The organism is Oceanibacterium hippocampi, from assembly GCF_900172325.1.
Taxonomy (GTDB): Bacteria; Pseudomonadota; Alphaproteobacteria; order Sneathiellales; family Sneathiellaceae; genus Oceanibacterium; species Oceanibacterium hippocampi.
Window position 1 is genome coordinate 263,790 of sequence record NZ_FWFR01000004.1, and the last position, 25,798, is coordinate 289,587.

The 25,798-nt window shown below is 67.1% G+C and carries 24 protein-coding genes; 11 read left to right on the plus strand and 13 right to left on the minus strand.

Annotation, left to right across the window (positions count from 1 at the left end; translation table 11 throughout):
• Positions 1–61 precede the first annotated feature (61 nt).
• The 8 genes from OCH7691_RS20060 to spt all read left to right on the plus strand — a co-directional run bounded on the left by OCH7691_RS20060 (position 62) and on the right by spt (position 8,915).
• Complete coding sequence (locus OCH7691_RS20060; protein ID WP_085885377.1) at positions 62–1,081, plus strand: ABC transporter permease; 1,020 nt, start codon at positions 62–64, stop codon at positions 1,079–1,081.
• Positions 1,074–1,988: a nickel transporter permease gene (gene nikC, locus OCH7691_RS20065; RefSeq protein WP_085885378.1), complete on the plus strand. Its 915-nt coding sequence runs from the start codon at positions 1,074–1,076 to the stop codon at positions 1,986–1,988. Before OCH7691_RS20060 ends, nikC begins: the two co-directional genes overlap by 8 nt.
• 2 nt (positions 1,989–1,990) lie before the next feature.
• The gene (locus OCH7691_RS20070) at positions 1,991–2,983 is read left to right on the plus strand and encodes an ABC transporter ATP-binding protein (protein ID WP_085885379.1); all 993 of its coding nucleotides are present in this window, start codon (positions 1,991–1,993) and stop codon (positions 2,981–2,983) included.
• Complete coding sequence (locus OCH7691_RS20075) at positions 2,980–3,990, plus strand: ABC transporter ATP-binding protein (RefSeq protein WP_085885380.1); 1,011 nt, start codon at positions 2,980–2,982, stop codon at positions 3,988–3,990. The genes OCH7691_RS20070 and OCH7691_RS20075 overlap by 4 nt, the downstream gene beginning before the upstream one ends.
• Before the next feature lie 586 nt (positions 3,991–4,576).
• Positions 4,577–6,370, plus strand: a complete 1,794-nt coding sequence (locus OCH7691_RS20080) for a fatty acyl-AMP ligase (RefSeq protein WP_085885381.1) — start codon at positions 4,577–4,579, stop codon at positions 6,368–6,370.
• A gap of 42 nt (positions 6,371–6,412) precedes the next feature.
• Positions 6,413–7,354 carry an NAD-dependent epimerase/dehydratase family protein gene (locus OCH7691_RS20085; protein WP_176245178.1) on the plus strand — a complete coding sequence of 314 codons (942 nt, stop codon included), beginning with the start codon at positions 6,413–6,415 and terminating at the stop codon, positions 7,352–7,354.
• Positions 7,355–7,444: 90 nt separating this feature from the next.
• A complete protein-coding gene (locus OCH7691_RS20090; RefSeq protein WP_139839816.1) occupies positions 7,445–7,705 on the plus strand; it encodes an acyl carrier protein in 261 nt (86 codons plus the stop codon).
• A gap of 7 nt (positions 7,706–7,712) precedes the next feature.
• A complete protein-coding gene (spt, locus tag OCH7691_RS20095) occupies positions 7,713–8,915 on the plus strand; it encodes a serine palmitoyltransferase (RefSeq protein WP_139839817.1) in 1,203 nt (400 codons plus the stop codon).
• 16 nt (positions 8,916–8,931) lie between these two features.
• Here the strand turns inward: spt and OCH7691_RS20100 are convergent, their stop codons facing one another.
• From OCH7691_RS20100 to OCH7691_RS20145, 10 genes are all read right to left on the minus strand, one after another.
• Positions 8,932–9,837, minus strand: a complete 906-nt coding sequence (locus OCH7691_RS20100) for a hypothetical protein (protein WP_085885384.1) — start codon at positions 9,835–9,837, stop codon at positions 8,932–8,934.
• A 2-nt stretch (positions 9,838–9,839) separates the two neighbouring features.
• A complete protein-coding gene (locus tag OCH7691_RS20105; protein WP_176245179.1) occupies positions 9,840–10,814 on the minus strand; it encodes a diacylglycerol kinase family protein in 975 nt (324 codons plus the stop codon).
• Between the two features lie 13 nt (positions 10,815–10,827).
• A complete protein-coding gene (locus OCH7691_RS20110) occupies positions 10,828–11,940 on the minus strand; it encodes an LptF/LptG family permease (protein ID WP_085885386.1) in 1,113 nt (370 codons plus the stop codon).
• Positions 11,937–13,157, minus strand: a complete 1,221-nt coding sequence (locus OCH7691_RS20115; protein WP_085885387.1) for an LptF/LptG family permease — start codon at positions 13,155–13,157, stop codon at positions 11,937–11,939. Before OCH7691_RS20115 ends, OCH7691_RS20110 begins: the two co-directional genes overlap by 4 nt.
• A gap of 130 nt (positions 13,158–13,287) precedes the next feature.
• On the minus strand, positions 13,288–14,193 hold the full coding sequence (locus OCH7691_RS20120; RefSeq protein WP_085885388.1) for a metallophosphoesterase family protein: 906 nt from the start codon (positions 14,191–14,193) through the stop codon (positions 13,288–13,290).
• Positions 14,194–14,229: 36 nt separating this feature from the next.
• Positions 14,230–15,069: a nucleotidyltransferase family protein gene (locus OCH7691_RS20125; protein WP_217808167.1), complete on the minus strand. Its 840-nt coding sequence runs from the start codon at positions 15,067–15,069 to the stop codon at positions 14,230–14,232.
• On the minus strand, positions 15,066–16,268 hold the full coding sequence (locus tag OCH7691_RS20130; RefSeq protein WP_217808168.1) for a hypothetical protein: 1,203 nt from the start codon (positions 16,266–16,268) through the stop codon (positions 15,066–15,068). The genes OCH7691_RS20125 and OCH7691_RS20130 overlap by 4 nt, the downstream gene beginning before the upstream one ends.
• Positions 16,265–17,026, minus strand: a complete 762-nt coding sequence (locus OCH7691_RS20135; protein ID WP_217808169.1) for a sterol desaturase family protein — start codon at positions 17,024–17,026, stop codon at positions 16,265–16,267. Before OCH7691_RS20135 ends, OCH7691_RS20130 begins: the two co-directional genes overlap by 4 nt.
• 21 nt (positions 17,027–17,047) lie before the next feature.
• Positions 17,048–17,950 carry a glycosyltransferase family protein gene (locus OCH7691_RS20140; RefSeq protein ID WP_085885389.1) on the minus strand — a complete coding sequence of 301 codons (903 nt, stop codon included), beginning with the start codon at positions 17,948–17,950 and terminating at the stop codon, positions 17,048–17,050.
• Positions 17,951–18,028: 78 nt separating this feature from the next.
• Positions 18,029–18,958 carry a sulfotransferase domain-containing protein gene (locus OCH7691_RS20145; protein ID WP_176245180.1) on the minus strand — a complete coding sequence of 310 codons (930 nt, stop codon included), beginning with the start codon at positions 18,956–18,958 and terminating at the stop codon, positions 18,029–18,031.
• Positions 18,959–19,105: 147 nt separating this feature from the next.
• Between OCH7691_RS20145 and OCH7691_RS20150 the strand changes: the two genes are divergently transcribed.
• Together OCH7691_RS20150 and OCH7691_RS20155 are read left to right on the plus strand one after the other, a co-directional pair.
• Positions 19,106–20,029: a lysophospholipid acyltransferase family protein gene (locus tag OCH7691_RS20150; protein ID WP_085885390.1), complete on the plus strand. Its 924-nt coding sequence runs from the start codon at positions 19,106–19,108 to the stop codon at positions 20,027–20,029.
• Positions 20,030–20,132: 103 nt separating this feature from the next.
• Positions 20,133–21,266: a mitochondrial fission ELM1 family protein gene (locus OCH7691_RS20155; protein WP_085885391.1), complete on the plus strand. Its 1,134-nt coding sequence runs from the start codon at positions 20,133–20,135 to the stop codon at positions 21,264–21,266.
• 20 nt (positions 21,267–21,286) lie between these two features.
• Here the strand turns inward: OCH7691_RS20155 and OCH7691_RS20160 are convergent, their stop codons facing one another.
• From OCH7691_RS20160 to OCH7691_RS20170, 3 genes are all read right to left on the minus strand, one after another.
• Positions 21,287–22,189 (minus strand): hypothetical protein, encoded by a 903-nt coding sequence (locus OCH7691_RS20160; protein WP_085885392.1) that lies wholly within the window; start codon positions 22,187–22,189, stop codon positions 21,287–21,289.
• Between the two features lie 121 nt (positions 22,190–22,310).
• On the minus strand, positions 22,311–23,429 hold the full coding sequence (locus OCH7691_RS20165) for an ELM1/GtrOC1 family putative glycosyltransferase (protein WP_085885393.1): 1,119 nt from the start codon (positions 23,427–23,429) through the stop codon (positions 22,311–22,313).
• A 61-nt stretch (positions 23,430–23,490) separates the two neighbouring features.
• Entirely contained in the window at positions 23,491–24,024 is a 534-nt protein-coding gene (locus tag OCH7691_RS20170) for a PAS domain-containing protein (protein WP_176245181.1), read from the minus strand.
• A 178-nt stretch (positions 24,025–24,202) separates the two neighbouring features.
• Here OCH7691_RS20170 and OCH7691_RS20175 point away from each other — a divergent pair, with 178 nt between their 5' ends.
• Positions 24,203–25,663 carry an amidase gene (locus OCH7691_RS20175; protein ID WP_085885395.1) on the plus strand — a complete coding sequence of 487 codons (1,461 nt, stop codon included), beginning with the start codon at positions 24,203–24,205 and terminating at the stop codon, positions 25,661–25,663.
• Positions 25,664–25,798 lie beyond the last annotated feature (135 nt).

Consider the following 25,798-nt stretch of genomic DNA (forward strand, 5'->3'; position numbering starts at 1 on the left):
ATGGGCGAAATCCGGCCCGACGCCGCTCCCGGCGCCGGGCCGGCGCCCGCCGGATCGACATATGGCAGCATATCTGATCAAGCGTCTGGGCAGTCTGTTCTTCACCATTGCCGGTATCGCGGTGGTGACTTTCTTCCTGTCGATGGTGATCCCGCTCGATCCGCTGGCTGCGATCGCCGGGCCCCAGGCGCCGGAAGAAACGGTCGAACGGCTCCGCGTGGTCTACGGCTTTGACCAGCCGATCCATGTCCAGTTCTACCGCTATGTCGAACGCCTGATGCACGGCGATCTCGGCATGTCGTTCCAGACCAACCGGCCGGTCCTCGAAGACATTCTCAATTTCTTCCCGGCGACGTTGGAACTGGCGACCATCGCGATGGTCATTTCGGTCGTCTTCGGCCTGCTTCTCGGGGTTCTGTCGGCGGTCTACAAGAACAGCTGGATCGACCACCTGTCCCGCGTCATCAGCCTGGTCGGCGTCTCGATGCCGGTCTTCTGGCTCGGCCTTCTGCTGCTCCTGGTCTTCTATTTCAAGCTCGGCTGGCTGCCCGAGCCCGGCCGCCTCGACATTATGCTGTTCGAACCGCCGCGGGTCACGGGCATGCTGCTGGTTGACAGCGTGATCGCCGGCGACTGGGAAGTCTTCTGGGACGCCCTGAAGCATGCCTTCCTGCCGGCGGTGGTGCTCGGGCTCTACGGCCTCGCCGGGATCGCCCGGATCGCGCGTTCCTCGATGCTCGACGTGCTGACGCAGGAATATATCAAGACCGCGCGGGTCAAGGGGCTGGCCGAATGGCTGGTGATCCTGCGTCACGGGCTGCGCAACGCCATGGTGCCCACCGTGACGATGATCGGCCTCACCTACGGCAGCCTTCTCGAAGGCGCGGTGCTGACCGAGACGATCTTCTCCTGGCCCGGGCTCGGCCGCTACCTGACGACCGCGTTCCTGACCCTCGATCTCAATGCGATCGTCGGCGGAACGATGCTGGTGGCGCTGCTCTACCTGATCGTCAACCTGCTGGTCGATCTGCTCTATGCCTACCTCAACCCCCGGATCACGCTGGCGAGCGGCAATGACTGACCTGCCCGGCACACCGGCCGTCCTTGACCGGGCGGAGATCCGCCGGCTCCGGCGCGCCGCGCGATACCGTTCCTGGGGTGACAGCTACACGCTCTGGCGGCGCAATCCGATCACCGTCGCGGGCACCTTGATCATCGTCTTCCTGGTGCTCGTCGCGGCCGCCGCGCCGCTGCTCGCGACCCACGATCCCTACAACCAGATCCTGTCCGACCGACTGCTGCCGCCGTCGGCGGAATACTGGTTCGGAACCGACAATCTCGGCCGCGACATCTATTCGCGGATCGTCTACGGATCGCGCCTGACCATCCTGATCGCCGTCCTCGTCGCGCTGATCAGCGGCCCGATCGGGCTGCTTGTCGGGGTGCTGGCCGGCTATGTCGGGGGCGCAACGGACGAGGTCCTGATGCGGCTCTCCGACATCTTCCTGGCCTTTCCGAAGCTGATCCTCGCGATCGCCTTCGCGGCGGCGCTCGGCACCGGGCTCGAGAACATGATCATCGCCATCTCGGTGGCCAACTGGCCCGGCTATGCGCGTCTCGTCCGGGCCGAGACGCTGGCGATCCGCAACAGCGACTATATCCAGGCGATCCGCGTGCTCGGCGCCAGCCATGCGCGGATCATGCTCCGCCACGTCACGCCGATGTGCTTCTCGACCCTGATCGTCCGCGTCAGCCTCGACATGGGCGCGATCATCCTGATCGCCGCCGGGCTCGGCTTCCTCGGGCTCGGCGCCCAGCCGCCGGCACCGGAATGGGGGCTGATGGTCAGCGACGGCCGGAATTACCTCGTCGACCAGTGGTGGGTCTCGACCTTGCCCGGCATGGCGATCCTGATCGTCGTGCTCGGCTTCAACCTGCTCGGCGATGGGATCCGCGACATCCTAGATCCGCGGCAGAGGCAGGGCTGATCGTGGCCACCGCCAGCCCGCCGCTGCTCGCCGTCGAGGATCTGCAGATCCGATTCCATACCCTGCGCGGCGTGGTCCATGCGCTGGACGGCGTGTCGTTCGAGATCGCCCGGGGTGAATCCATCGGCCTGGTCGGCGAGACCGGTTGCGGCAAGTCGATCACCGCGCGGGCGATCCTTCGCCTCGTCGATCCGCCGGGGCGGATCACCGCCGGCAGCATACGCTTCGAGGGCACCGAACTGCTGACGCTCGACCGCCGCGCGATGCGGACGATCCGCGGCCAGAAAATCTCGATGATCATGCAGGAGCCCAAGGTCTCGCTCAATCCGGTCATGCGGATCGGTCGCCAGGTCGCCGAGACGCTGTTGATCCATGACCGTTCGCTCAGCCATCGCCAGGCCGAGGCCAAGGCGCGCGACATGCTGGGCTCGGTCAGCATTCCGGACCCGGCGCGCATGGCGCAGCGTTACCCGCACGAGCTGTCCGGCGGCATGGCGCAGCGGGTGATGATCGCGATGATGCTGGTGACCCGGCCGCGCCTGCTGATCGCGGACGAGCCGACCTCGGCGCTGGACGTGACCATCCAGGCGCAGATCCTCGACCTGATGACCGACCTGATCGCCGAGATCGGTTCGTCGGTGCTGATGATTTCCCACGATCTCGCGGTCGTCGCGGAGACCTGCGACCGGGTGATCGTGATGTACGCCGGCACGGTCGTTGAAAGCGGCACCGTGGACGCGGTGCTGGACGAACCGTCGCATCCCTATACCCGGGGGCTGCTCAACACCCTGCCGGACCAGGTCGACCCGGATCGACCATTGCAATCCATCCCCGGCAATGTGCCGAGCCTGCTGGCGCCGCCGGTCGGCTGCCGCTTCGCGCCCCGCTGTCCGGAGGCCGGGCCGCGCTGCCGGCGCGAGACGCCGGCGGCCTACGATGTCGGCGCCGGCCACGTCGCCGCCTGCTTCCTGCATGCCGACGGCGGCGTCGCATGACCCGGCCGGCCGACGACCTGCTGCTCGAGGTGCGGGACCTGCATGTCGACTACCCGCTGCGCGGCGGCCTGCTGCAGCGCCGGCGCGGGACGATCAAGGCGCTGAACGGCGTCAGCCTGTCGCTCAGGCGGGGCGAGATCTACGGCCTGGTCGGAGAGTCCGGTTGCGGCAAGACGACGCTCGGCCGGGCGCTGGTCGGCCTTGCACCGCAGGCCGGCGGCGAGATCACCTTCGACGGCGTGCGATTGCCGGCGGACGGCCGCCGCGACCGCTTCGCCCGCAAGATCCAGCTCATCTTCCAGGATCCCTATGCCTCGCTGCATCCACGCAAGCCGGTTCGCGAACTGGTCGGGGAGGGCCTGCTGATCAACGGCCTCGCCAGCGCCGACGAGGTCGACGGGCGGAGCCTCGCCATGCTGGAGCGCGTCGGCCTCAATGCCGAGCATCTCTATCGCTACGCGCATGAATTCTCCGGCGGCCAGCGCCAGCGGATCGCCCTTGCCCGGGCGCTCGTGCTGCACCCGCAGCTCATCGTGCTCGACGAGCCGACCTCGGCGCTCGACGTCTCGGTCCAGGCGCAGACGCTTAACCTGCTGAAGGAACTCCGCCGCGAGCTTGGCCTGACCTATCTCTTCATCAGCCACGATCTCGGCGTGGTGCGTTACATGAGCCAGCGCATGGCCGTGATGTACCTGGGCCATATCGTCGAGGAGGGCGAAACCGAGACGATCTTCGAACGCCCGCAGCATCCCTACACGCGCTCGTTGCTGGCCTCGCTGCCGTCGATCCGGCATCGCAAGCAGCGCCACAAGGCGGCCTTGCAGGGCGATCCGCCGACGCCGATCGATCCGCCGCCGGGCTGTCCCTTCGCCGGACGCTGCCCGAAGACCCAGCCGATCTGCCGCGAGCAGAATCCCGCGCTCGCGCCGGCCGTCGGGGATCCGGCCGGGGGCGGTCGCGACCATCGTGTCGCCTGTTATTTCCCGGACCTCCCGGGCGAGGGCTAAGTCCCTGTTTCGGCTTGGTTACGAGGCGTAACCTTTCGTAACGCGAATTGATTTCCGAAGCCTGTCAATTGACGAACCGATTCCCTATTATCCAGCCGTCTCAGTTCGGGTGAATTTCATCCGCAACCGCCGGAAGGTCATTTTGCCGCGCTTGTCGGCGACCGGCCTGGAAGATGCGGATGGGCCGGGTTGCTGCCGGCGGAAAGTGTTTCCGTCGGAGGTGCGGGACCAGTTCGGGTTCGAGTGGTGCGCGGTGCAGTATCGGTACCGATTGAATTCCGAATTGTCAGTTAGTTAGATCAGTTTGTTAATGTACTTGGCGAAGTCGGCAAAAGAACGTATTGTCGCAACGGCTGAGTGGTTTGCGGAATACTTGTTCTTACGTTGCGGGGCGAAGCGGAACGATTTGCGGCGGACGGGAGTCCGGCGTTCCGGTTGGCAGCGGGGCCGGGGGCGAGGGGAACTTCATGCAGGTGGTCGCGGTTGATCGCTCGGGCACGGAAGCATACGTGCCGACGGACTTCGCAGTATTGCCCGAGGGCAACCGGTAGTGATTGTGAACAACACGTATCCTGAAGCGGTGAAAATGAAGCCGACGCCGACGAAGAACAGCAGCCTTGCCTATCGGACCGTGGGATGTGCCTCGGTTGCCGAGGGGCTCGACTATGCTGCGCAAGGCGAGACCGGCTGCAATTTCTACGGCAATCGCGGCGTGCTTGCCCATGTGGTGCCCTATGCGGAGATCCGCCGCCGGGCGCTGGCCGTCGCCGCGCACCTTGCCGGCCTCGGGTTGCCGCGCGGCAGCCGGATCGCCATCGTGGCCGAGACCGACCCCTATTTCCTGGTCTTCTTCTACGCCTGCCAGTATGCCGGCCTGGTGCCGGTGCCAATGCCGATCAGCATCAATTTCGGCGGGCGTGACTCCTATGTCGGCCGGCTGCGCGGCATGCTCCGGGTCTCCGAGGCCCGGCTCGCGATCGGCTCGGAAGACCTGATCGCCTCGTTGCGCGAAGCGGCATTCGGTGTCGAGCATTGCATCGTCGGCACGCCGGACGAGATCATGGCGCTGCCGGAGGCGGGCGCACCACTGCAGCCCCTCGGTGCCGACGAGGAATGCTACATCCAGTTCTCTTCAGGCTCGACGCGCGACCCGAAGGGCGTCGTCGTGACGCAGCGGGCACTGATCGCCAATGCCACCGGCATCGTTCGCGACGGCGTCGAACTGACGGCCGACGACCGCTGCGTCTCGTGGCTGCCGCTCTATCACGACATGGGCCTGGTCGGCTGCTGCCTGTCGCCGATGCTGTGCCAGACCACGGTCGATTTCATCCCGACCACCGTGTTCGCGCGCCGGCCCTTCCTGTGGCTGCAGATCCTTTCGGACAATCGCGGGACGATCTCGTTCAGCCCGACCTTCGGCTACGAGCTTTGCCTGCGCCGCGCGAACAACCGGGGCATGAATGGCTTTGACCTGTCATCCTGGCGGGTTGCCGGGATCGGCGCGGAAATGATCCGGCCCGAGGTGTTGCGCCAGTTCGCGACCCATTTCGGCGGGTTCGGCTTCGACGGCCGCGCGTTCCTGCCGTCCTACGGGCTTGCGGAATCGACGCTCGCGGTTAGTTTCGCGCCGCTCGGCGAAGGCGTCCGCGTCGACAGGGTCGACCGCCAGCATCAGGCCCGCCACGGCGTTGCCCTGCCGCCGAAAATGAACGGCCATTCGCGGCCGGAGGATGTCCGGTCCTTCGCGATCTGCGGCCGCGTGCTGCCGGGTCACCAGCTTGAGGTGCGCGACGACCAGGACCGCCGCGTCGGCGACCGGGTGATCGGCCGCATCTGCATTGCCGGGCCGAGCCTGATGGCGGGCTACCTGCGCAATACCGAGGCCTCCGGCGCGACGCTGCAGGCTGATGGCTGGCTCGATACCGGCGATCTCGGCTACCTGATCGACGGCGAACTTGTCGTGACCGGCCGCCGCAAGGACCTGATCGTTCACAACGGCCGCAATATCTGGCCGCAGGACCTGGAGTGGGCGGTCGAATCCCTCGACGTCGTGCGGGCCGGCGATGTCGCGGCCTTCTCTGTCGATGATGGCGAGCAGGAATCGGTGATCGTCGTCGTCGAATGCGGCCTGATGGACACTGCGGCGCGGGATTGCCTGCGCCGCGAGGTCGCGGGCCTGGTTCAGAGCGCCGCCGGCATCGAATGCGAGGTCATTCTGGTGCCGCGCTCGACGCTGACCTTTACCTCTTCCGGCAAGCTCAGCCGCGCGGCGGTCAAGGCCGACTATCTGGCCGGCGCCTTCGATGCCGGCCCGAGCACGCCGCCGCGTCGCCTGACGCCGGTCGAAACCGGGGCGGAAGTCAGCGTCGGCAGCGACTGATCGCGGCGAATTCCCGACTTACGAAATCCAGCAGGAGGGCCGGTGCGCGGAACCGTGGCACTGACCGGTGCGACCGGCTTCGTCGGCCATGCGATCGCCCAACGGCTGATCGGCGACGGCTGGCGGGTTCGTGCCATGACACGGCGTCCGTCGGAGGCGCTTGCCGGGCTTGGCGCCGCGACCTGGGCGGGCGATCTCGGCAGCGTCGAGCGACTCCGGGAGTTCGTCACCGATGCGGATGCGGTCGTGCATTGCGCCGGGCTGGTCCGGGCGCGCCGGGCGGACGACTTCGCCGCCGTGAATGCCGGCGGCACCGCGCGGCTGCTCTCGGCGGTTCGTGAGCAGGGCAATCCGGCCCGATTTCTCTACATCTCATCGCTCGCGGCCCGCCATGCCGAGATTTCCCACTATGCGGCAAGCAAACGGGCGGCCGAGGAAGCGGTGCGCGCCGCGGCCGTCGATATCGACGCCGCGGTCGTCAGGCCGCCGGCCATCTACGGACCGCGCGACCGGGCGACGCTTCCGCTGTTCCAGTTGCTTGCCCGAGGCTGGCTGCTGATGCCGTCGCCGGCGACGGCGCGCTTCTCGCTGCTGCATGTCGACGACCTTGCCGGCGCGGTCGCCCATCTCCTCGAGCAACCGCGCCTTGGCGGCGTGACTGTCGAGCCGGACGATGGCCGCGACGGCGGCTACGACTGGCCGGCCCTGGCGGCGATCGCGGCAGCCCGCCTCGGTCGCCCGGTTCGCCCCGTCCGGCTGCCGCATGCCCTGCTTCTGGCGATCGCCGCCGGCAACCAGACGATTGCCCGCCTGGTCGGGCAGGCGCCGATGCTCTCCCTCGACAAGCTCCGCGAGATGCGATTTCCCGACTGGGTCTCCGAACCGCCCCAGTCGGCGATCCTCGACGACTGGGCGCCGCGCCTGCGGTTTGAAGAGGGCTTCGCTCAGACCCTCGCCTGGTATAGAACAGCGGGATGGGTATGACATGACCGTGGTCGACGGAACGCGAAGCGCGCGGCCGATACCGCCGGCCATGCCGTTCAGGCCCGGCAACATTCAGACGTGCAGGACGCCATGACAAGCTCCCCGGAAAACCATCGCGATGCGCTGACGGGCAAGGTCGCCGAATTGCTCGAGCGCTACAACAAGACCGGCATCGCGGTGACCGCCGACACCGACCTCAGTGCCGATCTCGACATCGACTCGGTCTCGGCCATGGATCTGATCATGGAGATCGAGGATCACTTCGACATCGATATTCCCGTCAACATGGCCGCCGACATCCGCAAGGTCGGCGACCTGGTGGCGGTGGTCGAACAGCAGCTCGGCGGTTAGGACGAACATGGACATTTTCGAGAAGTATCGCGGCCTGATCGCGCGCCATGACCGGATGCTCGAAGCCGCCGGCGACCCGTTCAATGTCTGCATGGAGCGCCTGATCTCGCCGACCGAGGCGATCATCGACGGCAAGCGGACGATCCTGTTCGGCACCAACAACTATCTCGGGCTGACCTTCGATCCGCATTGCATCGAGCAGTCGGCGGCCGCGGTGCGGGAGCAGGGGACCGGCACCACCGGCTCGCGGATCGCCAACGGCACCTACAAGTCGCACCGCGATCTCGAGACCGAGATCGCCGGCTACCTGGGCAAGCGGACGGCGCTGGTCTTCTCGACCGGCTACCAGGCGAACCTGGGAACACTGGTCGGGCTCGCCGGGCCGGACGACATCATCCTGATCGATGCCGATTCCCACGCCAGCATCTATGACGGCTGCAAGCTGACTGGCGCGACGGTGATCCGCTTCCGCCACAACAATCCGGCCGATCTCGACAAGCGGCTTGCCCGCATCGAGAACAAGGAACAGGTCAAGCTGGTCGTCGTCGAGGGCATTTACTCGATGTTCGGCGACATGGCCCCGATCGCCGAGTTCGTCGACGTGAAGAAGCGCCACGGCGCCTTTCTGATGGTCGACGAGGCCCATTCCTTCGGCGTTTCCGGCGATCATGGCCGAGGCGTCGCGGAGGCGGAAGGGGTCGAGGCGGACGTCGATTTCGTCGTCGGGACATTCAGCAAGAGCCTCGGCGCAATTGGCGGCTATGCGGCGTCCGACCATCCGGATTTCGATACGCTCCGCTTCGTCAGCAGGCCCTACATGTTCACCGCCTCGCCGTCGCCGGCGACCGCGGCCTCGGTCCGCGCGGCGCTGGAATGCATGCGCGACCGGCCGGAACTGCGCACCCGGCTGTGGGAGAATGCCCGCCGCATCCATCAGGGCCTCGAGGCGCTCGGCTTCGAGACCTGTTCGCCGGCGAGTCCGATCATCGCGCTCAGGATGTCCGACGAGGTCGCGGCGCTGACCGCCTGGCGTCGGCTTCTCGATCACGGAATCTATGTCAACCTGGCGGTCCCGCCGGGCACGCCGAACGGCGTCTGCCTGTTGCGCTGCAGTGTTTCGGCGGCGCACAGCAATGCCCAGATCGACGAGATCCTCAGGCGGTTCGGCGAGGTCGCGAGCGAGATCCTGACCGTCGCGGACGCCGGCTGAAACCGGCCGTCGGGCCTCAGCGGAAGGCCCGGCGTCGCCGGAGCCTCGCGAACAGCGTCACCGAGGCGAGCACCGGGTGCCGGCGCTGCCAGGGGGTCAGTTCGATCGGCACGCCGGAATGGCGTTCGATCTTCCAGGCGAGATAATCGGCGCCGCCCTCGAAGGTGGTCGATGCCTTGAGCAGCCGGACCACGCTCATGAGCTTGCCGAGGAGGCGGCGCAGGCGCCAGCGCCGGGCCGCCGCCCGGGGCGAGCGCAAGGCACCACCCGTCCCCTCGTTCTCGGCGTCGAGCGCGGCGGCGACCGCCCGGTAGCGCCCGGCGTCGGCCTCGAACAGTTCGCGCGCCCGATCCGGGCTTTCCGCGCGCAGTTCCGTCGCATAGCTCTCGCCCAGCGCCCGGGTCCAGAGCGCGTCCGGATCGCCGGCAGGGACCAGCGGGCGGGTTTCGTCCAGCAGCGTGCGGGCGGCTCGCGCCAGGCTGGCCAGCAGGCGTTCCCGGGTCGCCTCGTCGCGCGCCCGGAGGATCGCCGTCGGCTGCGCGAAGCGGCCCCAGAAATAGGGCAGTAGCGCCCCCGGTCCGTTGCGCCGCTCGAACTGGTCGAGGCTGACAAGGGCATATTTCGCGCGCACCCTGATGCCGTCGAAATCGCCTTCGATATAGTAGACGTTCGGCGGTACCAGCCAGTTGGCCAGGCGCATCAGCGGATTGCGGTGCACGGACCGGTAACCGTCGCAGATCAGGTAGAAGTCGAGCATCCGGCCTTCGACGATGCGGTCGCGCAGGCAGCTTCCGTAGAGCAGCACGGCGACGATCGCGCTGCCGTGGCGGGCCACGGCGGCATCGGCGAGACCGTCGACCCCTGGCAGTGGCGGCGCATTGGCCCCGGCGGCCAGCAATTGATGCAGGGTGCCGCCGCCCACGGTCAGATCCTCAGGAAGTCGAGCCGATCGGCCGCCGACAGGATGACCGGCTTGCCGGGCTCGGGATCGTAAAGCTGTCCGTCGAGGGTGAAGCGGCAGGTCATGTCGAGTTCGACGCGGCCTGCGCCACAGCTCCGGTAGCCGGCCGGCAGGGCGCGCTCGGGCCCGCCGTAGAGCAGCTTGCCCGCGCGGCGGAACAGGTGGTCGGGCGGATAGTCGATGGCCGTGAAGCGGAGCGGCTCGCGGTCATCGTTCCAGAACGGGCGGGAGCCCAGCACAAGCCGGTCGAGTGTCGTCGCCAGCACGAGCAGGCGCTCGGCTTCGGGCCTGACCTCCCCGTCGATCCGGATCGATACATTCTCGCCACGCAGCACCGAGCCCTCGGCGCCCCGGAATAGCCAGTTCGCGAGCAGTCCAAGAAGGGTGACGCCGTTCGCGAGCGCTGCTTCCAGGCCCAGTGAATGGACCCGGTCCCGGCAGAGCTCGATCGCCTGCACGATTGCCGCGGCGCCGAAGAACATGCCCCGCTGGGGCGGAAAGCCGGCCGCGTTCTCCAGACGCAGGACGTGACGGTTGCGGATCGCCGGTTCCGGCCCGTCGCCGGCAAGCCCGCGATGGAGCTTGCGGAGCGCCGATCCGGGTCGACCGGTCAGGCCGACATCGGCGGCCGTCATGTTCGTCATGCCGCGCGGCAGGATGGCGATGGCCGGCGGCGACTCGAAGGGGCGGTCCTCGAGAATGTGGGTGAGCCCGGCCTGGACCGTCCCGTCGCCGCCGTTCAGGGCGACCACGCGGGTCCCGTCGGCGGCCAGGTGGCGCAGGATATCGGGCATTTCAGCGACGTCGCCGAGCTTGTAGTGGTCGATGCCCGGCAGGTCGTCGAGCACCGCCTCGATCGCCTCCATGCCACGCCGGTTGCGCTGGCTGAGCGGGTTGCTGATGAGCGCGAAATGGCCGCGCCGGCTTCTGTCGGTCATGGTCATCGCGTGCTCAGAGGGGATGGCGGCGCTGGCGTTCGGCGCCGACCCCGGTAGCCGCCGGCTCGCGCCGGAAAAGCAGCGTCGCGGCGAGACTGAACAGCGCGATCGGCGGTCCCCACGCGCTGAGCCATGGCGGCAGGAAGCCGACGGCGCCGGTCGCGAGCGCCCAGCGTTCCAGCATCATGTAACCGAAACCGAAGGCGATCGTCGCAATCAGAAGGCGCGTGAACGACGCGGCGAGACGGCCGTCATGAGCCAGCGCGACGACCAGCAGGATGATCAGGATCGGCTTGACGATCCCGGCGAGGCGATGGTGGAACCACGACGCCAGCCGCTGTCGGGCCAGGGTGCCCTGGGTGTCGTCGTTCTTCAGCTTGTAGAGCAGCGGCAGCGACAGTTCGCGCGGTTCGCGGGCGAGCAGGCCGATATTCTCGAGCGGAAGCTCGGCGTTCCATTCCTCCCTGTCATGTCGTATCGCGCGCGAGGATTCGACGGGGTAGCGGGTCACGTCCTCGAACTGCCATCCGGTCCGGGTCGGATGGGCCCGCTGCACGTCGATCCGCTCGACCAGGATTCCGTCCGCGGCCCGCCGGAAGATGCTGAAGGGATTGGCGATGCCCTCGGCGCTCGCGGTCGCCGGGAAGCGGAAGATCAGGTCACCGTGATGCACCCAGACGACATCGTTGGGGTTGTTGCTGGAGATGTCGCGATAGGGTCCGAGACCACGGTCGCGCAGCCCGTCGGCGGCATAGGGCACCGCGACATTGTCGAGCGTCACGCTGAACAGGACGAGCAGCGCGGCCGCGGGCCAGAGGCTCCGGACGACGCCGAAATTGGACAGGCCGGTATTCCAGAGCGCGACCAGTTCCCGGTGCCGCATCAGTTCGCCGAAGGCCAGTGCCGTGGCCAGCAGGCTCGCGATCGGCATCAGGTCGGCGGCGATGTCCGGCAGGCGGAGAAGGGCGTAGCCGGCAAGCGCCGGGATCCCGCCGCCTTCGCGCGCGAGAACGTTGTCGGCGCGCTCCATCAGGTCGAAACTGAGCGCGAGCATGACCCCGCCCGCCATCAGGAAGGCAAAGCGGACCAGCATGACGATGCTGAGATAGCGGGCGAAGGTCGTCATGGGCTGACCGGGCCGTCGGTCGCTGTCCGCTTGCTGTGGGAGGACGCGAATATCGATGCCCAGGCGAGGATCCCGTTGCCGCGGGTTACCTTCGTCGCGGCATAGCGGAACAGCAGCAGGCTGCCGACGGTGAAGAGCAGGAAGGGCAGCCAGAGGCCGAGCAGCACGCCGGCATCGCCGGACTCGACCAGGTTCTTCCCGAAATCGAGGGCCTCGTTGTAGAGCACGAGGATGAGGACGCCGACCGGCAGACCCGGGGCGTACTTGCTGCGGCGCGGCGAACGGGCCAGCGGGATGGCGAGGAACGGCAGGGGCAGGATCGACAGGATACGGACCAGGCGGTTGTGCATTTCGGCCGTCATGTCGTCGACATCGATACCGTTCGGCGGCGATTCATGCTTGTCCCAGAGCTCGGGGAGGGTGAATTCCCGTTCATCCTTGCCGCGTGGCGTCAGGGTCTCGCCGTCGCGGCCGGCGATCGGTGTGCGGAGCTCGCGGAAGGCGACTGCGCTCTCGGGCAGACCGTCGGGATCTGCCCGCTGCGTCGCGGTGTCCGGCTCGAGACTCGGATAGCCATTGGCGCTGACGCCGTTGAACATGCGGAGGACCGGCGCGCCGGTCCCGACGGTGAGCGCGATCTCCGCCTGTTCGGCGGTGATGACCGTGCTGGTCCCGTCGTCCTCGGTCCGATAGAGAAAGATCCGCTCGAACTTCTGCTTGTTGGCGGAAACCTTCTCGATCAGGAAGGTCGTGCCGTCGACGGTCAGGAACTCGCCCTCGTTCAGCAGTGCGTGGATCGCCGCGTTGGTGATGTCGAAGACCATGACCCGATAGGCGAAGCGGCCGTAGGGTTGCATGTAGCTCAGCATGATCGCAGCGACCAGGCCGGCCGCAAGCGTGACCCCGGCGATCGGCAGGGCGAGACGAGGCAGGCTGATCCCGGCGGAATGCAGCACATCGAGCTCGCTGTCGCGCTGCAGGCGCCGGAAGCCGAGCAGGACGCCGAGGAAGAGGCCGAGCGGAAGCGCGATCCCCAGATAGTGGGGCAGCAGGAAGGCGAGCAGCTCGAAGACGATGTTGATCGGACCGTTGGCGCCGAGCACGGTCTCGAGAATGCGCAGGGTCCGTTCGGTGAGCAGCGCCAGCAATGCAATCCCGATCGTCGCTGCAAGCGGGCGCAGCACGACGTGCAGCAAATAGCGATCGAGAACGGTCATCGGGTCGGGCGCATTCCGGCTTCGGCAGGCGACGGCCGCGTGTCGCCGGCGTTTTCAGGCACGCGCCGGTCGGATCGGACCGGAACGCGGAAGCGGCAAGATATGCCAGCGGCAAACAGGCTCTGCAAGCTCATAGCACAGACTCGCGCGCAGTCGTGAAGTTGCCTGTCCTGCCGTCGAGACGGCGAACCGTCATCTCGATCCGCCAGCGGTCGCCCTGCTCGACGAACCGGTAGAGGTGATAACTCGCGGCATAGCCGTCCCGGTCGATGCCCGAGGCGGAGGCGGCGCCGATCACCGGGATTGGTCCGGCCGGCCCGTCGATCGCCGCCTGCACGAAGTGATGGACATGGCCGTGCAGCACGAGATCGGCGCCGTGGCGGGCAAGCAGGGCACGAAAGGCCGGCGCGTCGGTCAGCCGCTTGCGGGACGATGTCACCCCCTCCGCGGGGGGATGGTGGATCAGGATGCAGCGGCAACGGCCGTTATCGGCGAGGCGCGAAAGCAGCCCGTCAAGCCGTTCGAGCTGGGCCCGGCCGAGCGTACCGGTTGCCCGGGTCGGCGCTGTCGGCAGCGCGCTCGACAGGCCGATCAAGTCGAGCGGACCGCGCCGGCGCAGCCAGGGGAAGCCGTCCCGCGGGCCTTCCGGTGCAACGCCGGGATCGCTGTCGTCGCCCCGCATGTAGGCGCGCCACCCGGCCAGCGAAACGGCTTCGGGGAGCGCGACATAGGCGTCGTGATTGCCGGGAATGACGGAGACTTCGGATGCGCTCCCAAGCGTTTCGAGCCATGCGCTGGCAGCCCGGAACTCCGCCGGCAGCGCGATATTGGTAAGATCGCCGGTGAGCGCGACATGATCGTGCGGCTGTCGCCCGAGGTCGTCGAGCAGGCGGGCGAGGATTTCGGGGCGATGCAGATGCTTGCGCCGACGATGCCATGACAGGAAGCCGAGCAAACGCTTGCCGGCGAGTGCCACCGGGCCGGCCGGGGGCAACGGACCGATATGCGGGTCGGTGAGATGTGCCAGGACAAACATGTCTTGCCTTCCGCCGTCGTCGCTATCCGGCACCGGTCAGGCCACGCCGGCGCGAGCCAGATCCCGCGCCGCGATGATCCGCTCGACCAGGGCGAGGTCGTCCGGCTTGTCGACGTCGACCGCGGCCTCCGCGTCATCGAGGAAAACCAGGCCGGCGCGAAGTTCGAGCCTCGCCGAAAGATAGGCCATCGCGGCGCCGCTCGACAGCCGCCCGAGCAGATAGCGGAACAGCAGGCCTAGGCCGACCTTGCGCGCCATCCGCCAGGGCTTCTTCCGCTCCTGCTCGACGCGGCGCCAGAAGGCAATCGCCTCGAGGCCCCGCTCGGTGCGGACCACGAACAGGTTGCAGCCGCTTGCCGGCCCGTCGGAGAACTTGAGGTAGGTGCGCCGCGACTCCGGGAAACGGCTCCGGATCGTCGTCTCGCGGGCCAGGGCGGCGGCAACGTCGTAATTGCCCTGCTCGGCCTCGGCCACGACCCGGGTGAGCCATTCCGGTTTCAGCAGGGGATGATCTCCGGTGGTGATCAGGAGTGGCGGCGAGAGATATTCGCTCGCGGCGGCGCGGACGCTTTCCGCGGGCGTCGCCCGGGCGGGAATCGTTACCAGTCTGCCGGCGGCGATCAGCGGGGCCAGTTCGTCGAGACTGTCGATGGTGCTTGGATCGTCGAGTACCAGTCCGATGCGTCCGGTGCCGGGCCAGGCGAGCAGGGCGTCGACGACGCGGAGCAGCATGGTGCGGCCGGCGACCGGGGCGAGGCACTTGTAGGCGACGCCCGCCGCCGCCGCGACCGGATCGTTCGCGGCCCGGCTGCCGGCAAGGACCAGAATGTCGATCTTGTTCCCGGTCGTCTCCCCCGCAGCCGCCGGTGCGGTCACGCCAGGGCCTTTTCGTAGACCCGGTAACGCTTGTGGACGTGGGTGCCCAGCAGCTCGATCATGGCCCGCATCGGCCCGTTGCTTTCGAGGATCCAGGACAGCTCCGCGTGCCGGGTGCCTATCGCCGTGTGGTGCTTGCGAATTCGCTCGATCACGCCATAGGCGAGGGCGCCGCCGGTCGCGGTATTGTGGTACTCCCGCTTCACGCCCATCAGCGGCAGCCGGACGGTGTCGGTCCCCCGGACCTTGAGGCGCCAGAGCAGCCTGGCCCAGCCGAACGGCAACAGGCGGCCGCCGAGATCGCGGATCGCCTCGTTGAGATTGGGCAGGGTCACCGCCATCGAGGCCGGCTTGCCGTTCACCTCGCCTATGGCGACGAAATCGGCCGACACGATGGGTCTCAGCGACTTCCCGAGATAGGCGAGTTCCGCGTCGTTGAACGGCACGAAGCCCCAGTTGTCCTGCCAGGCATCGTTGAAGATCTCGACGATCGTGGCGATTTCCTCGTCGAAGCGCTTCATGTTCATCGGCCGGAAGGACAGCGACGAGCGTTTCGCGGGATTGTCGAGAAGCTTCTGGACCCGGGGCGGAATCTCGGCCTGGAAATCGTACAGATAGGCGAGCAGGTCGACCGCCTTGTGATAGCCGCATTCCTCCAGCCGTTCCGCGTAGTAGGGAAAGGCATGGCCCATCATCATGTAGGGCGGGCTGTCGAAGCCATCGACCAGTAGGCCGCTCTCGTCGTTGATCGAGAGCGTGAACGGCCCGGTGACGCGCTTGATGTCGCGGGCCCGGAGCCAGGTCTCGGCGGTTTCGATCAGGGCCCCGAAGACCGCCGCATCGTCGATCGCGTCAAGGAAGCCGAACTGGCCGGTCGCATCGCGATGGCGTTCCAGGTGGGCCCGGTTGACCTGGGCGCTGATCCGGCCAACCGGCCTGCCGTCCCGCCGCGCGATCCAGTATGCGACCTCGGCATTGGCGAAGAACGGATTGCGTATCGGGTTCAGATGGTCGAAACGCTCGAACAGCAGCGGGGCGACCCAGTTCGGATCGTTCGCGAAGATCCGCCCGACGAAGGTCAGGAATTCCTTCATCGCCGCCTTGCCCTCGACCCGCTCGACGGTGATCGGTCCCGTGGCGAGGGCAGCCGACAGCGCCGGACCGCCCGCCGCGGCGGGATCGACCGCCCGCGCGTTCATCGTGCGCCGGCCCTCCGCTCTTCCGCTCCTTCGGCCCGCGCCGGGGTCAGCGCGGCGACCCAGGGGAAGCGCCGGGCCTCCTCCTCATCATAGCCGAGATTGAACACGGTCGCGCTTCTCGGGAAGCGCTTCGGCTCGTTGTAGAGGGTGCCGAGAACACGGTCCCAGAAATAGTTGGTGATCCCGTAATTGCCCTTCTCGCTGTGGAAATGGTGCGCGAGATGGAGCTTCTTGATGCGCATCAGCCACTGCCATTTCGGCACGAAGCGCAGATGCTGCACGCAATGGCAGAACTCGTAGAAGCAGGTCGTGAAGACACCCGAGGCGAAGGCCGCGGCGGCGGCGCCCGGGCCGCCGATCAGCCAACCGATCGGGATTGTCACCATCGCGATCGTCGGCAGGGTCGTGTAGAGCGCGCCGAACAGCACGCTGAGGTCGTTCGGATCCTGGTGATGGTCGAAATGGATCCGCTTCCAGAGGCTCGCGGTCAGCGGCGAGCGGTAGAGCCAGCGCCCGTGCAGCACGTAGCGGTGCAGGAGGTACCAGACCAGCGGATAGATCGGCAGCACGATCGCCGCGGCGACGAGGCTGGCCGGCACATTCTCGGTCCAGCGTACGGCGAGCACGGTCAGCACCGCGCCGAGCGCGATATAGGTCATCACCGCGTAATGCGTGAAATAGGCGCCGACGAGATCGCGGAACGACATCTTGTCGAGGAAATACTTCTTGCCGGACCAGGGTCCGATACTCGGTTTCACGCCGTTGCTCCCGTCATTCGCTCAGGCCGCGAGCTTCGGCGCCCTGTCGAGCAGCTCGAAGGCGTCGTGGCGGACATGGTTGCGTTCCATCTCGTCGCGGATCATCTGCTCGGTCACGATCCCGCGCTCGATGCATTCGCGCAGCAGGCCGAAGAAAAAGCGCTCCTGGTTGCCGTCCGGATGACGACGGTATTTGCCGAGGAAGGCGTGTTCGCCAAACATCCGGCGGCGCCAGCGCATGACCCATCCGAGCGGCGGGAAATGCGGATAGGTGTCGGACGGGGTCCAGTCGATGGGCAGGCCTGTCTTCCACGGCTGGGTCAGCCGGCGGGTATTGTGCAACAGCTTCGTCGCCGGCGTCAGGCGGTCGAAATCGTTCCATTCCGGTTCGATCAGGCCGATCGATCCGGCCGGCTCGAGCTTGAGCGAGATCCACGGCATGTAGTCCCGCTGGCCGGTGAACATCTCGTTGAACTGCTGCTCGGTCTTCCAGTGTGTGAGCCTGGCGCAGTCGAGCAGCATCACCGAGGAGGCGTAGAAGCCGCGCCAGCCTTTCGGCCCGCTTCGTGCCCGGCACAGGATGGCCTTGCCTTCCATGTCGCGGTCGAGCAGCTCGCGGATGTCGCCGACGGCGAAGATGTCCGGGTCCATGACCACGGCCCGGCCCTCGTAGCCCATCAGTTCCGGCGGCATGAAGCGAAGCGGCGTGAAGGACTGCAGGTCGTCGTTCCGCCAGGGCCGGGTCACGCCGTCACGGAGATATTCCTGGCCTTCACGTGCCGCCATGAAGGGATGGTCGGCGGTGTCGATGATGCGCACGTCGAAGCTGTCGGCGCTGGCCGAGTTCCGTTTCAGCGAATACTGGGCGACAAGGGCGCCGAGCATCTGCCGATGATTGGTATGAATGAAAACGCATGGCCTCATGCGGCCGACTCCTCACTCTTCCACATCCGTTCGCAGGGCGTCATCCTACAACAAACTGGTGGAATCGTCGCGTTCAGATCAGGTAACAGCTTGTTTCAGCTTCGCATCCTGGTAGCCGAAGGCCGGGTCCAGCCGGTCGTGCACCATCGCCTCGATCGCGGCGATCTGTTCGTCGCTGAAATAGTCGCGGAAGCCGCCGACCTTGGCGCGACGCACCTTGTAGGAATTGGGGTTGCTTTTGTCCTTTGCAACCATCCGGCTGCCGCTCAGCCAGAAAGTCCGCTTCTCTTCCATCTTGCGCATGTTGTCGACCGAGGAGAAGGCGACCGCCTCCTTCACTTCCTCGGCGCTGCCCGGCGTGCCGAGGAATTCGACGAGCCTGGCCAGCTCGCGCTCGGCGTCAGTGCGCATGTCCTCGTAGCGCATGATGTAGAGGCCATTGATGCGCGGCGCCTCGCGGGCCCAGAGATTCATCCAGTCGATGATCTTCGGCAGGCCGGCATTCTCGTCCATGACGAAGTCGAAGGGCTCGATCTCGGCGTTGTGGGCCGGATAGTCGTTGAGCGCCTTCTTCGCCGGGCGCATGCGGAACTTCCACTGGAAATACTGGGAAACCGCGACATCCGCCGGGTTGCGGACGAGCAGCACGACCTTGCTGTCGTAATAGTCGGCCTTGCTGGCGGCGTTGCCGGTATAATCCTTCAGGTAATTGTCGTGCGTGAAGAACAGCTTCGGGATCGCGGCGTTCTTCCGGTGCAGATTGTCGAAGCCGATCAGATGGCGCTCGGCAAGTCCGTGCTTGACCTGATAGAAGCGGGAGATCATGACCCGCAGCCAGGTGCGCCCGCTCTTGCCGAACGACACGACGACGCCGTCCGCGAGCCTCAGCTTGCGCGCCTCCTCGCGGCCGCGCAGCCAACGCTCGATGCGTATCTTGCGCGCCTTCGGCAAAAAGAAGAGGAGCAGGAGCGTGAGCTCCCGGGTCAGTTTTTTCAGAAGTACATGCATGGTCGTAGGGCCCGTTGCGCGCGCGGGCGCGCTGTTAGCGCCCTCAGATAGCAAGGGACGGCCGGTGACGCAACGAAGGATGCGGATCGGCATGCGACCGATCGCCGCGTCCGGCGCGCGGATCTTCAACCGGGACGGGCGGAACGGATGGCGCGTCACCTAGTCGGCGCGCGGTTGCAGCGTCTCGCGGCGACGCGGCCGCGCCTCCAGGCGCTGCTCTGGCGCGTGGATTCGGCGGCTCTGTCCCTGTTCTGGCTGATTGCCCGGGCCCTGCCCCGCAAGGCCGCCTGCCGCTTCGGCGCGGCCCTGTTCGGTCTGTTCGGACCGTTGACCCGGAAATCCGGGCATGTCCGGCGGAATCTTTCGATCGCGCTGCCCGGCCGCTCGCCCCGAGACATCGCCGCGACGACCCGCGCGGTCTGGGCCAATCTCGGCGCGGTGCTTGCGGAAATGCCGCATCTGACCGAGCTCGGCCCGGGGCAGATCGAGATCGTCAATGGCGAACTGGCGCAGGCACTGGCCGAGGCGGGAAAGCCGGCTGTCTTTGTCCTGCCGCATCTGGGCAACTGGGAAGTGGCGGCGCTGGCCGCGGCCATGACCGGCGCGCCCGTCAATATCGCCTACACGCCGCAGGCCAATCCCTATCTCGACCGGCTCGCGCAACGCTGGCGCAACGCGGCGGGCGGCAACTGGATCGGCACCCGGGGCGGAGCCCGGGCGATCGCGCGGGCGCTTTCGAAGGGCGAGATCGTCGGCATGCTGACCGATCTCCGCATCGACGATGGCGAGCCGGTGCCGTTCTTCGGCCGGGAGGCGATGACAACCACCGTGCCGGCCCGCCTCGCGCTCCGCTTCGACGCGCCCCTGGTCCCGCTCCGGATCGAGCGTCAGCCGGACTGGCGCTATCGCGTCGTGCTGTCGTCGCCGATCGAACCCGATCGCTCGCTCGGAAGCGACGCCGCGATCGCCCTCGACATGACGCGCCGGGTCAACCTGCTGTTCGAGGAATGGATCGCCGCCGCGCCGGGACACTGGCTCTGTGCCAAGCGGCGCTGGCCGCGAAGGCGCTAGCCGCTCCGGTTCCGGGCTTGCCATTGTCAATGGGTTTCGCCACTTTCTCTCCCGCCCATGGCCTCGAGGCCATGGTTTTCCGCAGTTCCAGGACCCGGACAGGATGACATCGCCGACCGACCCCCGCGAGACCCCGATCGTCTGGCTGATGATGGGCCACAAGGCCGGCGACAATTCGCAGGTGCTGGCGATGGCCGAGGCGCTCGAGTGGCCGTTCGAGATCAAGCGCTTCGTCTACCAGAAATACGAGATCATCCCCAATTTCACCTTCGGCCCGACCCTGAAGGGCATCGTTCCCGAGAAATCGAGCCGGCTCGAGCCGCCCTGGCCGGACCTGATCCTCTCCGCCGGGCGCCGGAACGAGCCGATCTGCCGCTGGATCCAGAATCGCGCGAAACCGGAAAAGCATGTCCGGATGGTCCATATCGGCCGGCCCTGGGCGAGGATCGAGCGCTTCGACCTGATCGTGACGACGCCGCAATACCGGCTGCCGGACAAACCGAACGTGCTGCACAACAAGACGCCGCTGCACCGGATCACCGACGAACGGCTGGCCGAGGCGGCGGCGGAATGGGCGCCGCGCTTTGCCGAACTGGCCCGGCCCTATGTCGCGGTGGTGATCGGCGGCTCGAGCGGGCCCTATGGTTACGACCAGGAAGCGGCCGCCAGGCTCGGCCGGATGGCCGGCGAAAGGGCGCGGGCGCTCGGCGGCTCGGTACTGGCGACGACCAGTGCCCGGACCCCGGCGGCGACGCACGATACCTTCCAGCGCGCTCTCGAGGTGCCGAACCATCTCTTTCGCTGGCGTGCCGACGCGCCTGAGAATCCGTATTTCGGAATGCTCGGCCTGGCCGACGAGATCATCGTCACGGGTGACAGCATGTCCATGCTGACCGAAGCCTGCGCCACCGGCAAACCGGTCCATATCTTCGATATCGGCGTCGGCAAGAAGGCGATGCGCCCGGAAACGGCGGCTGCGGCGCGCGCCAGCGAAGGCCCGGATCGCCCCGAATGGGCCCATATCCAGGCCTTCTTCTACCGGCTCATGATGAACCACGGACCGCAAAGGCTGTCGCGCGACATCCGCCTGGTCCACAAGCTGCTGGTCGAGAACGGGCACGCGGTCTGGCTCGGCGACCCTTTCCCCGACGACCGGCCGCCGCCGCCTATCGACAGCGTTCCGCTCGCGGTCGCGCGCATCAAGGCGCTGTTCGAGCAGCCGGCGCCGCGCTGCTAGTTTGGTGCCCCGCGCTCGATTCAGGCGGCGAGCCGCGGCGTCCGGTCGAGTACCTCGAAGGCGTCGTGGCGGACGTGATTCTGGCGCATTTCCTCGCGCAGCATCGCTTCGGTGACGATCCCCTGGTCGATGCATTCCCGGAGCAGCCCGAAGAAGAACCGTTCCTGGTTGGGGTCCGGATGCGCCTTATAATGGCCGAGCAGGGCGTAGTCGCCGAGCAACCGCCGGCGGACCCGGTTGAACAGGCCGAGCGAGAGCACGCCCGACGGCTTCTCCGGCGGCATGAAATCGACCGGCAGGCCGGTCTTCCAGGGCTGGGTCTTGCGCTTGGTATTGTGCAGGAGGCGGGTTTCCGGCGTCAGCCTATCGAAATCGTTCCAGTGATTCTCGAACAGACCGATGCTCTCCCGGTCCTCGTACTGCAGCGAGATCCAGGTCATGTAATCGCGCTCGTCGGTGAACAGGGCCTCGAAATCGCGCTGGCAATTCCAGTGCGTCAGCTTCGCGCAATCGAGGAGCATGACGCTCGACGCGAAATGTCCGCGTTTCTCCTTCGAACCGGACCGCGGCCGGCACATCAGGGCCTTGCCCTGCATGTCGCGTGCGAGCAGTTCGCCGACATCGCGGACCGAGAAGATATCCGGGTCGATGACCAGCGCCCGGCCCTCGTAGCCCATCAGTTCGGGCGGCATGAAGCGGAGCGGGGTGAACGACTGCAGGTCGTCGTTCCGCCAGACCCGGTGCACGCCGTCACGCAGGTAGGCCTCGCCCTCTTTCGCCTGCAGAAAGGCCTGGTCCTGGTGATTGATGACGCGGACGTCGAAACTGTCCGGATTCGCGGCATTTCGCTTGAGCGAGTATTCGCTGACGATGGCGCCGACGATCTGCTTGCGATTGGTATGGATAAAAACGGTGGGCCGCATTCCTGGCTTCCTCCTGCCCGTGCACAGCAGTCCGATTCGTACCAGTTAATCGAAGCAAGCCTGCTCCGCAAGCCGGACGCATGCGATATCGGGCGCCGTGCGGGCTTCCCCGGGCGCGCGGTCAGGGTTCGTGAAAGAGCCCGCGAATCCGCTCCGCGACCATCGCCGCCTCGTCCGGGAACCGGTCGCTCGGCACGGCGAACGGTGCGGGCAGGATCGTCGCGACACCGCTCTCGGCGAGTTTGCGGTGGAAGCGGTCGAAGTCCCGGGAGAAGCCGACCAGTCCGATCCGGTAGAGCGCCTGCCCAAGCGGCGCAACCAGACGCCCGAGGGCGCCGGCGTCGGGTGCCGGATGGAGCAGGCGGCCGAACGCGAGGCGCGCCCGGGTCGCGATACCGCCGGCGATCGGCAGCGGGTAGATGGCCAGCGGCCGGCCCAACCGGACGACTTCGACCATCATCGAGACGCTGTCGCCGGTCACGATGAACCGGTCGGCCAGGGCGAGCAGCGCGCGATAGGGATTCTCGGCCGCGCCGGCTCCCCAGCTGAAGAGCCGTGCGTTTGCCGGAAGCAGCCGGCGAAGGGCATCAACTGCTTCCGGCCGGGTGCGCCGGCTGGTCGTGAGATAGAGCGTCCCGCCCTCGCCATGGGCGGCGAAGGCGGCGTCGAGCAGGTCATTCGCGGCCGCCTCGTCGAAGCGGAACGGCTTGGTCGCGCCGCCAACCAGCACGGCCGTGATCGGCCGGGGCAGGGCCGCGAAACGCTCGGCCCATTCGGCGGCGGCGGCGGCGATCGCCGCCTCGTCGACCCGCATCAGCGGCAATTCCAGATGAACGACATTGTCGGCCGACGGCAGCCGGTACTGCGGCGTCGCGATGACCAGCGCGATGTCCGACATGTACTTCTTCGGGCGGCCCAGCATGACGATCTTCGTCCGGTTGCCCGATTGCCTGCGTACCCAGAGCGCCGCCATCGACGGGCGCCGGCCGACGGTCAGGATCAGTTCGGGCCAGGGCGGCTCGAGCGGCGCGGAGCGTTCCGGGTCGATATGGTAGAGCGAAGCCTCGAAAGCCGGCTTGCCAAGCTGGTACTCCGGCTTGAAGACGAGATCCTTGCGCTCGCAGGGCCAGCCGAGCGCGTCGGCGATCACGCTTACCTGGGCGTTGTCGCCAAGCTTGTCGCCGAGCAGGAGCCAGGTTCCGGGCGTCGCTTCGGGTCGACCTGAAGGGAATTCGGACATCCCCGTCTAATGCGTCAGAGCGCGGCGGATTGCAATCGCCGGCGCGGCGGGACACGACCGGTCAGCGCCGCGGCGCCTGCCAGTGCGAGCGTCCCTCGTCGCAATGCGCGTCCCAATGCATTCTGTCGCCCTCGAACTCGAAGAGGACCAGCAGCATGTCGACGGTCATGCCGTCGCGTGCCAGCGGCATGATGATGCGGCTGTAGCGCAACAGGTAATTGTTCGCGGTCATCGTGCTGCAGCGGAAGAGGCGCGCTTCGCGTGCCTCGATGATGCCGTTGTAGGTCGCGTTGAGCTGCTCGAGATATTCCGGCGTGTAGAGTTCATCGCCGAACTTTCCGGTGATGTTCCGCCCGAACCGGTGGACCAGTTCGGTGCCGATCAGGCGGCTGCGGAATCGCCGCCCGGCAGGTCCGGGGACGACGTCGACGAGCGAAATCCGTGGCAGCAGGTCGGGAATGTCTTCGGGCCTGATATGCTGCCGTCCGGGCAACCGGTCGCCGTCCTTTCGCTCGCTCCAGTATTTCCGGATGGCGAGCTGGTCGGGCGACGCTGTCTCGATATCGGCGGCGAGCAGAGACGTGGGCCGTGACATATTCTGACCTAACTCGGTACGCGGTGTGTCTCTTCGGAAAGTTGTCAGTAAAAATGTTAACATGTTTATAGGGCGTTAACAAGCCGACCGCTTTTCGGGCGATCGACTGACCGCCCGTATCGGCCGCGGACAGGTGGCGGCCCGGGTTGGTTCCCGCGGCGTCGGGGGAGGGGGGACGATGACGGATCTGGCGTTGCTACCGGCAACCGAGCTCGTGGCCATGCTCGGGGCGCGAAAGATTTCGGCGACCGAGTTGCTGGAACATTATCTGGAACGGATCGCGCGGCTCGATCCGGGTATCAACGCGGTCGTCGCGCTCGACGCGGACGCGGCGCGGGCGCGCGCGCAGGCGGCGGATGCGGCGCTTGCCCGGGGTGAGAACACGGGCCGCCTGCAAGGCCTGCCGATGACGATCAAGGACAGTTTCGAGGTCGCCGGGATGCCGACGACGTCCGGCGCGCCGATGCTGGCCGGGCATCGCCCGGGACGTCACGCCGATGCCGTCGAGCGGCTGGTCGCGGCCGGCGCCAATGTCTTCGGCAAGACCAACCTGCCGCTCTTTGCCGGCGACCTGCAATCCTTCAACGAGGTTTTCGGAACCACAAACAATCCGTGGAACCGGGCGCGCACGCCGGGCGGATCGTCCGGTGGCGCGGCGGCGGCCGTCGCCGCCGGTCTCACCGCCTTCGAACTCGGCAGCGACATCGGCGGTTCGATCCGAACCCCGGCCCATTTCTGCGGCATCTTCGGGCACAAGCCGAGTTACGGCATCGTGCCCATGCGGGGCCATATTCCCGGGCCTCCCGGGACCCTGCTCGACGTCGATTTCGGCGTTGCAGGGCCGCTCGCGCGCAGCGCCGCCGATCTCGACCTGGGTCTCGATGTCCTTGCCGGGGCAGCGCCCCGCGAGGCGCCCGCATGGACGCTCGCGCTCCCGGCCGCGCGCCACAAGCGGTTGAAGGATTATCGCGTCGCGATGTGGATCGACGATGCGGATTTTCCGACGGATGACGGCGTGCGGGCCCGTCTGGAGGCGCTTGCCGATGCGCTGCGGAGGGCGGGGGTTGCGGTCGACATGGCGGCCCGCCCGGTGGCGTCGCTGAAGGCCGGCCACGATCTTTTCTACAAGATGCTGTCGGCGATCGTCGGCGCCGGGTTGCCGGAACCGTTGCGGGCCAGCATGCGCGACCGCGCCGCGGCGGCCGCGCCGGACGACCCGAGTTACCGGGCCCGATTTGCCAGGGGCGCAACGCTTTCCTTTGCCGATTATCTGGCGCTCGATGCCCAGCGCCAGCAGCTTCGCAGCCGCTGGGCCCGCTTCTTCGAATCCTTCGACGTGCTGCTCTGTCCGGCCACCTCGGTCGTGGCGATACCGCACGACCACGATGGTGCACCGGAATCCCGCACCGTGACGATCAATGGCCAGGCCCGCCCCTACATGGACCTCGTCGTCTGGGCCGGGCTCGCGGGCGTGGCGAACCTGCCGGGCAGCGTCGCGCCGGTCGGGCGGGACGACGAAGGGCTTCCGGTCGGCGTGCAGATTGTCGGGCCCTATCTCGGCGACCGAACGACAATCGCCTTCGCCGGCGAGGTGGAACGACTGATGGGCGGATTCCAGGCGCCCCCGGGCTGCGAATAGGGCCCGACGGCCGGCGAGATCGCACGGGCCGGCCCCCGTTAGGGCCAGCGAGAACAAACCGCCTGACCCAGAGGCGTCCCGGGCTCGGCCCCTGCTACCGCTATGGCGTAGTATTCTACTTGTGTTGTGTGTAGA

Coding starts and splice junctions, on each gene's coding strand:
- OCH7691_RS20060 (WP_085885377.1), top strand. CDS start 62: ATGGCAGCATATCTGATCAAGCGTCTGGGCAGTCTGTTCTTCACCATT.
- nikC (WP_085885378.1), top strand. CDS start 1,074: ATGACTGACCTGCCCGGCACACCGGCCGTCCTTGACCGGGCGGAGATC.
- OCH7691_RS20075 (WP_085885380.1), top strand. CDS start 2,980: ATGACCCGGCCGGCCGACGACCTGCTGCTCGAGGTGCGGGACCTGCAT.
- OCH7691_RS20080 (WP_085885381.1), top strand. CDS start 4,577: ATGAAGCCGACGCCGACGAAGAACAGCAGCCTTGCCTATCGGACCGTG.
- OCH7691_RS20090 (WP_139839816.1), top strand. CDS start 7,445: ATGACAAGCTCCCCGGAAAACCATCGCGATGCGCTGACGGGCAAGGTC.
- spt (WP_139839817.1), top strand. CDS start 7,713: ATGGACATTTTCGAGAAGTATCGCGGCCTGATCGCGCGCCATGACCGG.
- OCH7691_RS20105 (WP_176245179.1), bottom strand. CDS start 10,814: ATGACCGACAGAAGCCGGCGCGGCCATTTCGCGCTCATCAGCAACCCG.
- OCH7691_RS20110 (WP_085885386.1), bottom strand. CDS start 11,940: ATGACGACCTTCGCCCGCTATCTCAGCATCGTCATGCTGGTCCGCTTT.
- OCH7691_RS20115 (WP_085885387.1), bottom strand. CDS start 13,157: ATGACCGTTCTCGATCGCTATTTGCTGCACGTCGTGCTGCGCCCGCTT.
- OCH7691_RS20120 (WP_085885388.1), bottom strand. CDS start 14,193: ATGTTTGTCCTGGCACATCTCACCGACCCGCATATCGGTCCGTTGCCC.
- OCH7691_RS20130 (WP_217808168.1), bottom strand. CDS start 16,268: ATGAACGCGCGGGCGGTCGATCCCGCCGCGGCGGGCGGTCCGGCGCTG.
- OCH7691_RS20140 (WP_085885389.1), bottom strand. CDS start 17,950: ATGAGGCCATGCGTTTTCATTCATACCAATCATCGGCAGATGCTCGGC.
- OCH7691_RS20145 (WP_176245180.1), bottom strand. CDS start 18,958: ATGCATGTACTTCTGAAAAAACTGACCCGGGAGCTCACGCTCCTGCTC.
- OCH7691_RS20150 (WP_085885390.1), top strand. CDS start 19,106: ATGGCGCGTCACCTAGTCGGCGCGCGGTTGCAGCGTCTCGCGGCGACG.
- OCH7691_RS20155 (WP_085885391.1), top strand. CDS start 20,133: ATGACATCGCCGACCGACCCCCGCGAGACCCCGATCGTCTGGCTGATG.
- OCH7691_RS20160 (WP_085885392.1), bottom strand. CDS start 22,189: ATGCGGCCCACCGTTTTTATCCATACCAATCGCAAGCAGATCGTCGGC.
- OCH7691_RS20165 (WP_085885393.1), bottom strand. CDS start 23,429: ATGTCCGAATTCCCTTCAGGTCGACCCGAAGCGACGCCCGGAACCTGG.
- OCH7691_RS20170 (WP_176245181.1), bottom strand. CDS start 24,024: ATGTCACGGCCCACGTCTCTGCTCGCCGCCGATATCGAGACAGCGTCG.
- OCH7691_RS20175 (WP_085885395.1), top strand. CDS start 24,203: ATGACGGATCTGGCGTTGCTACCGGCAACCGAGCTCGTGGCCATGCTC.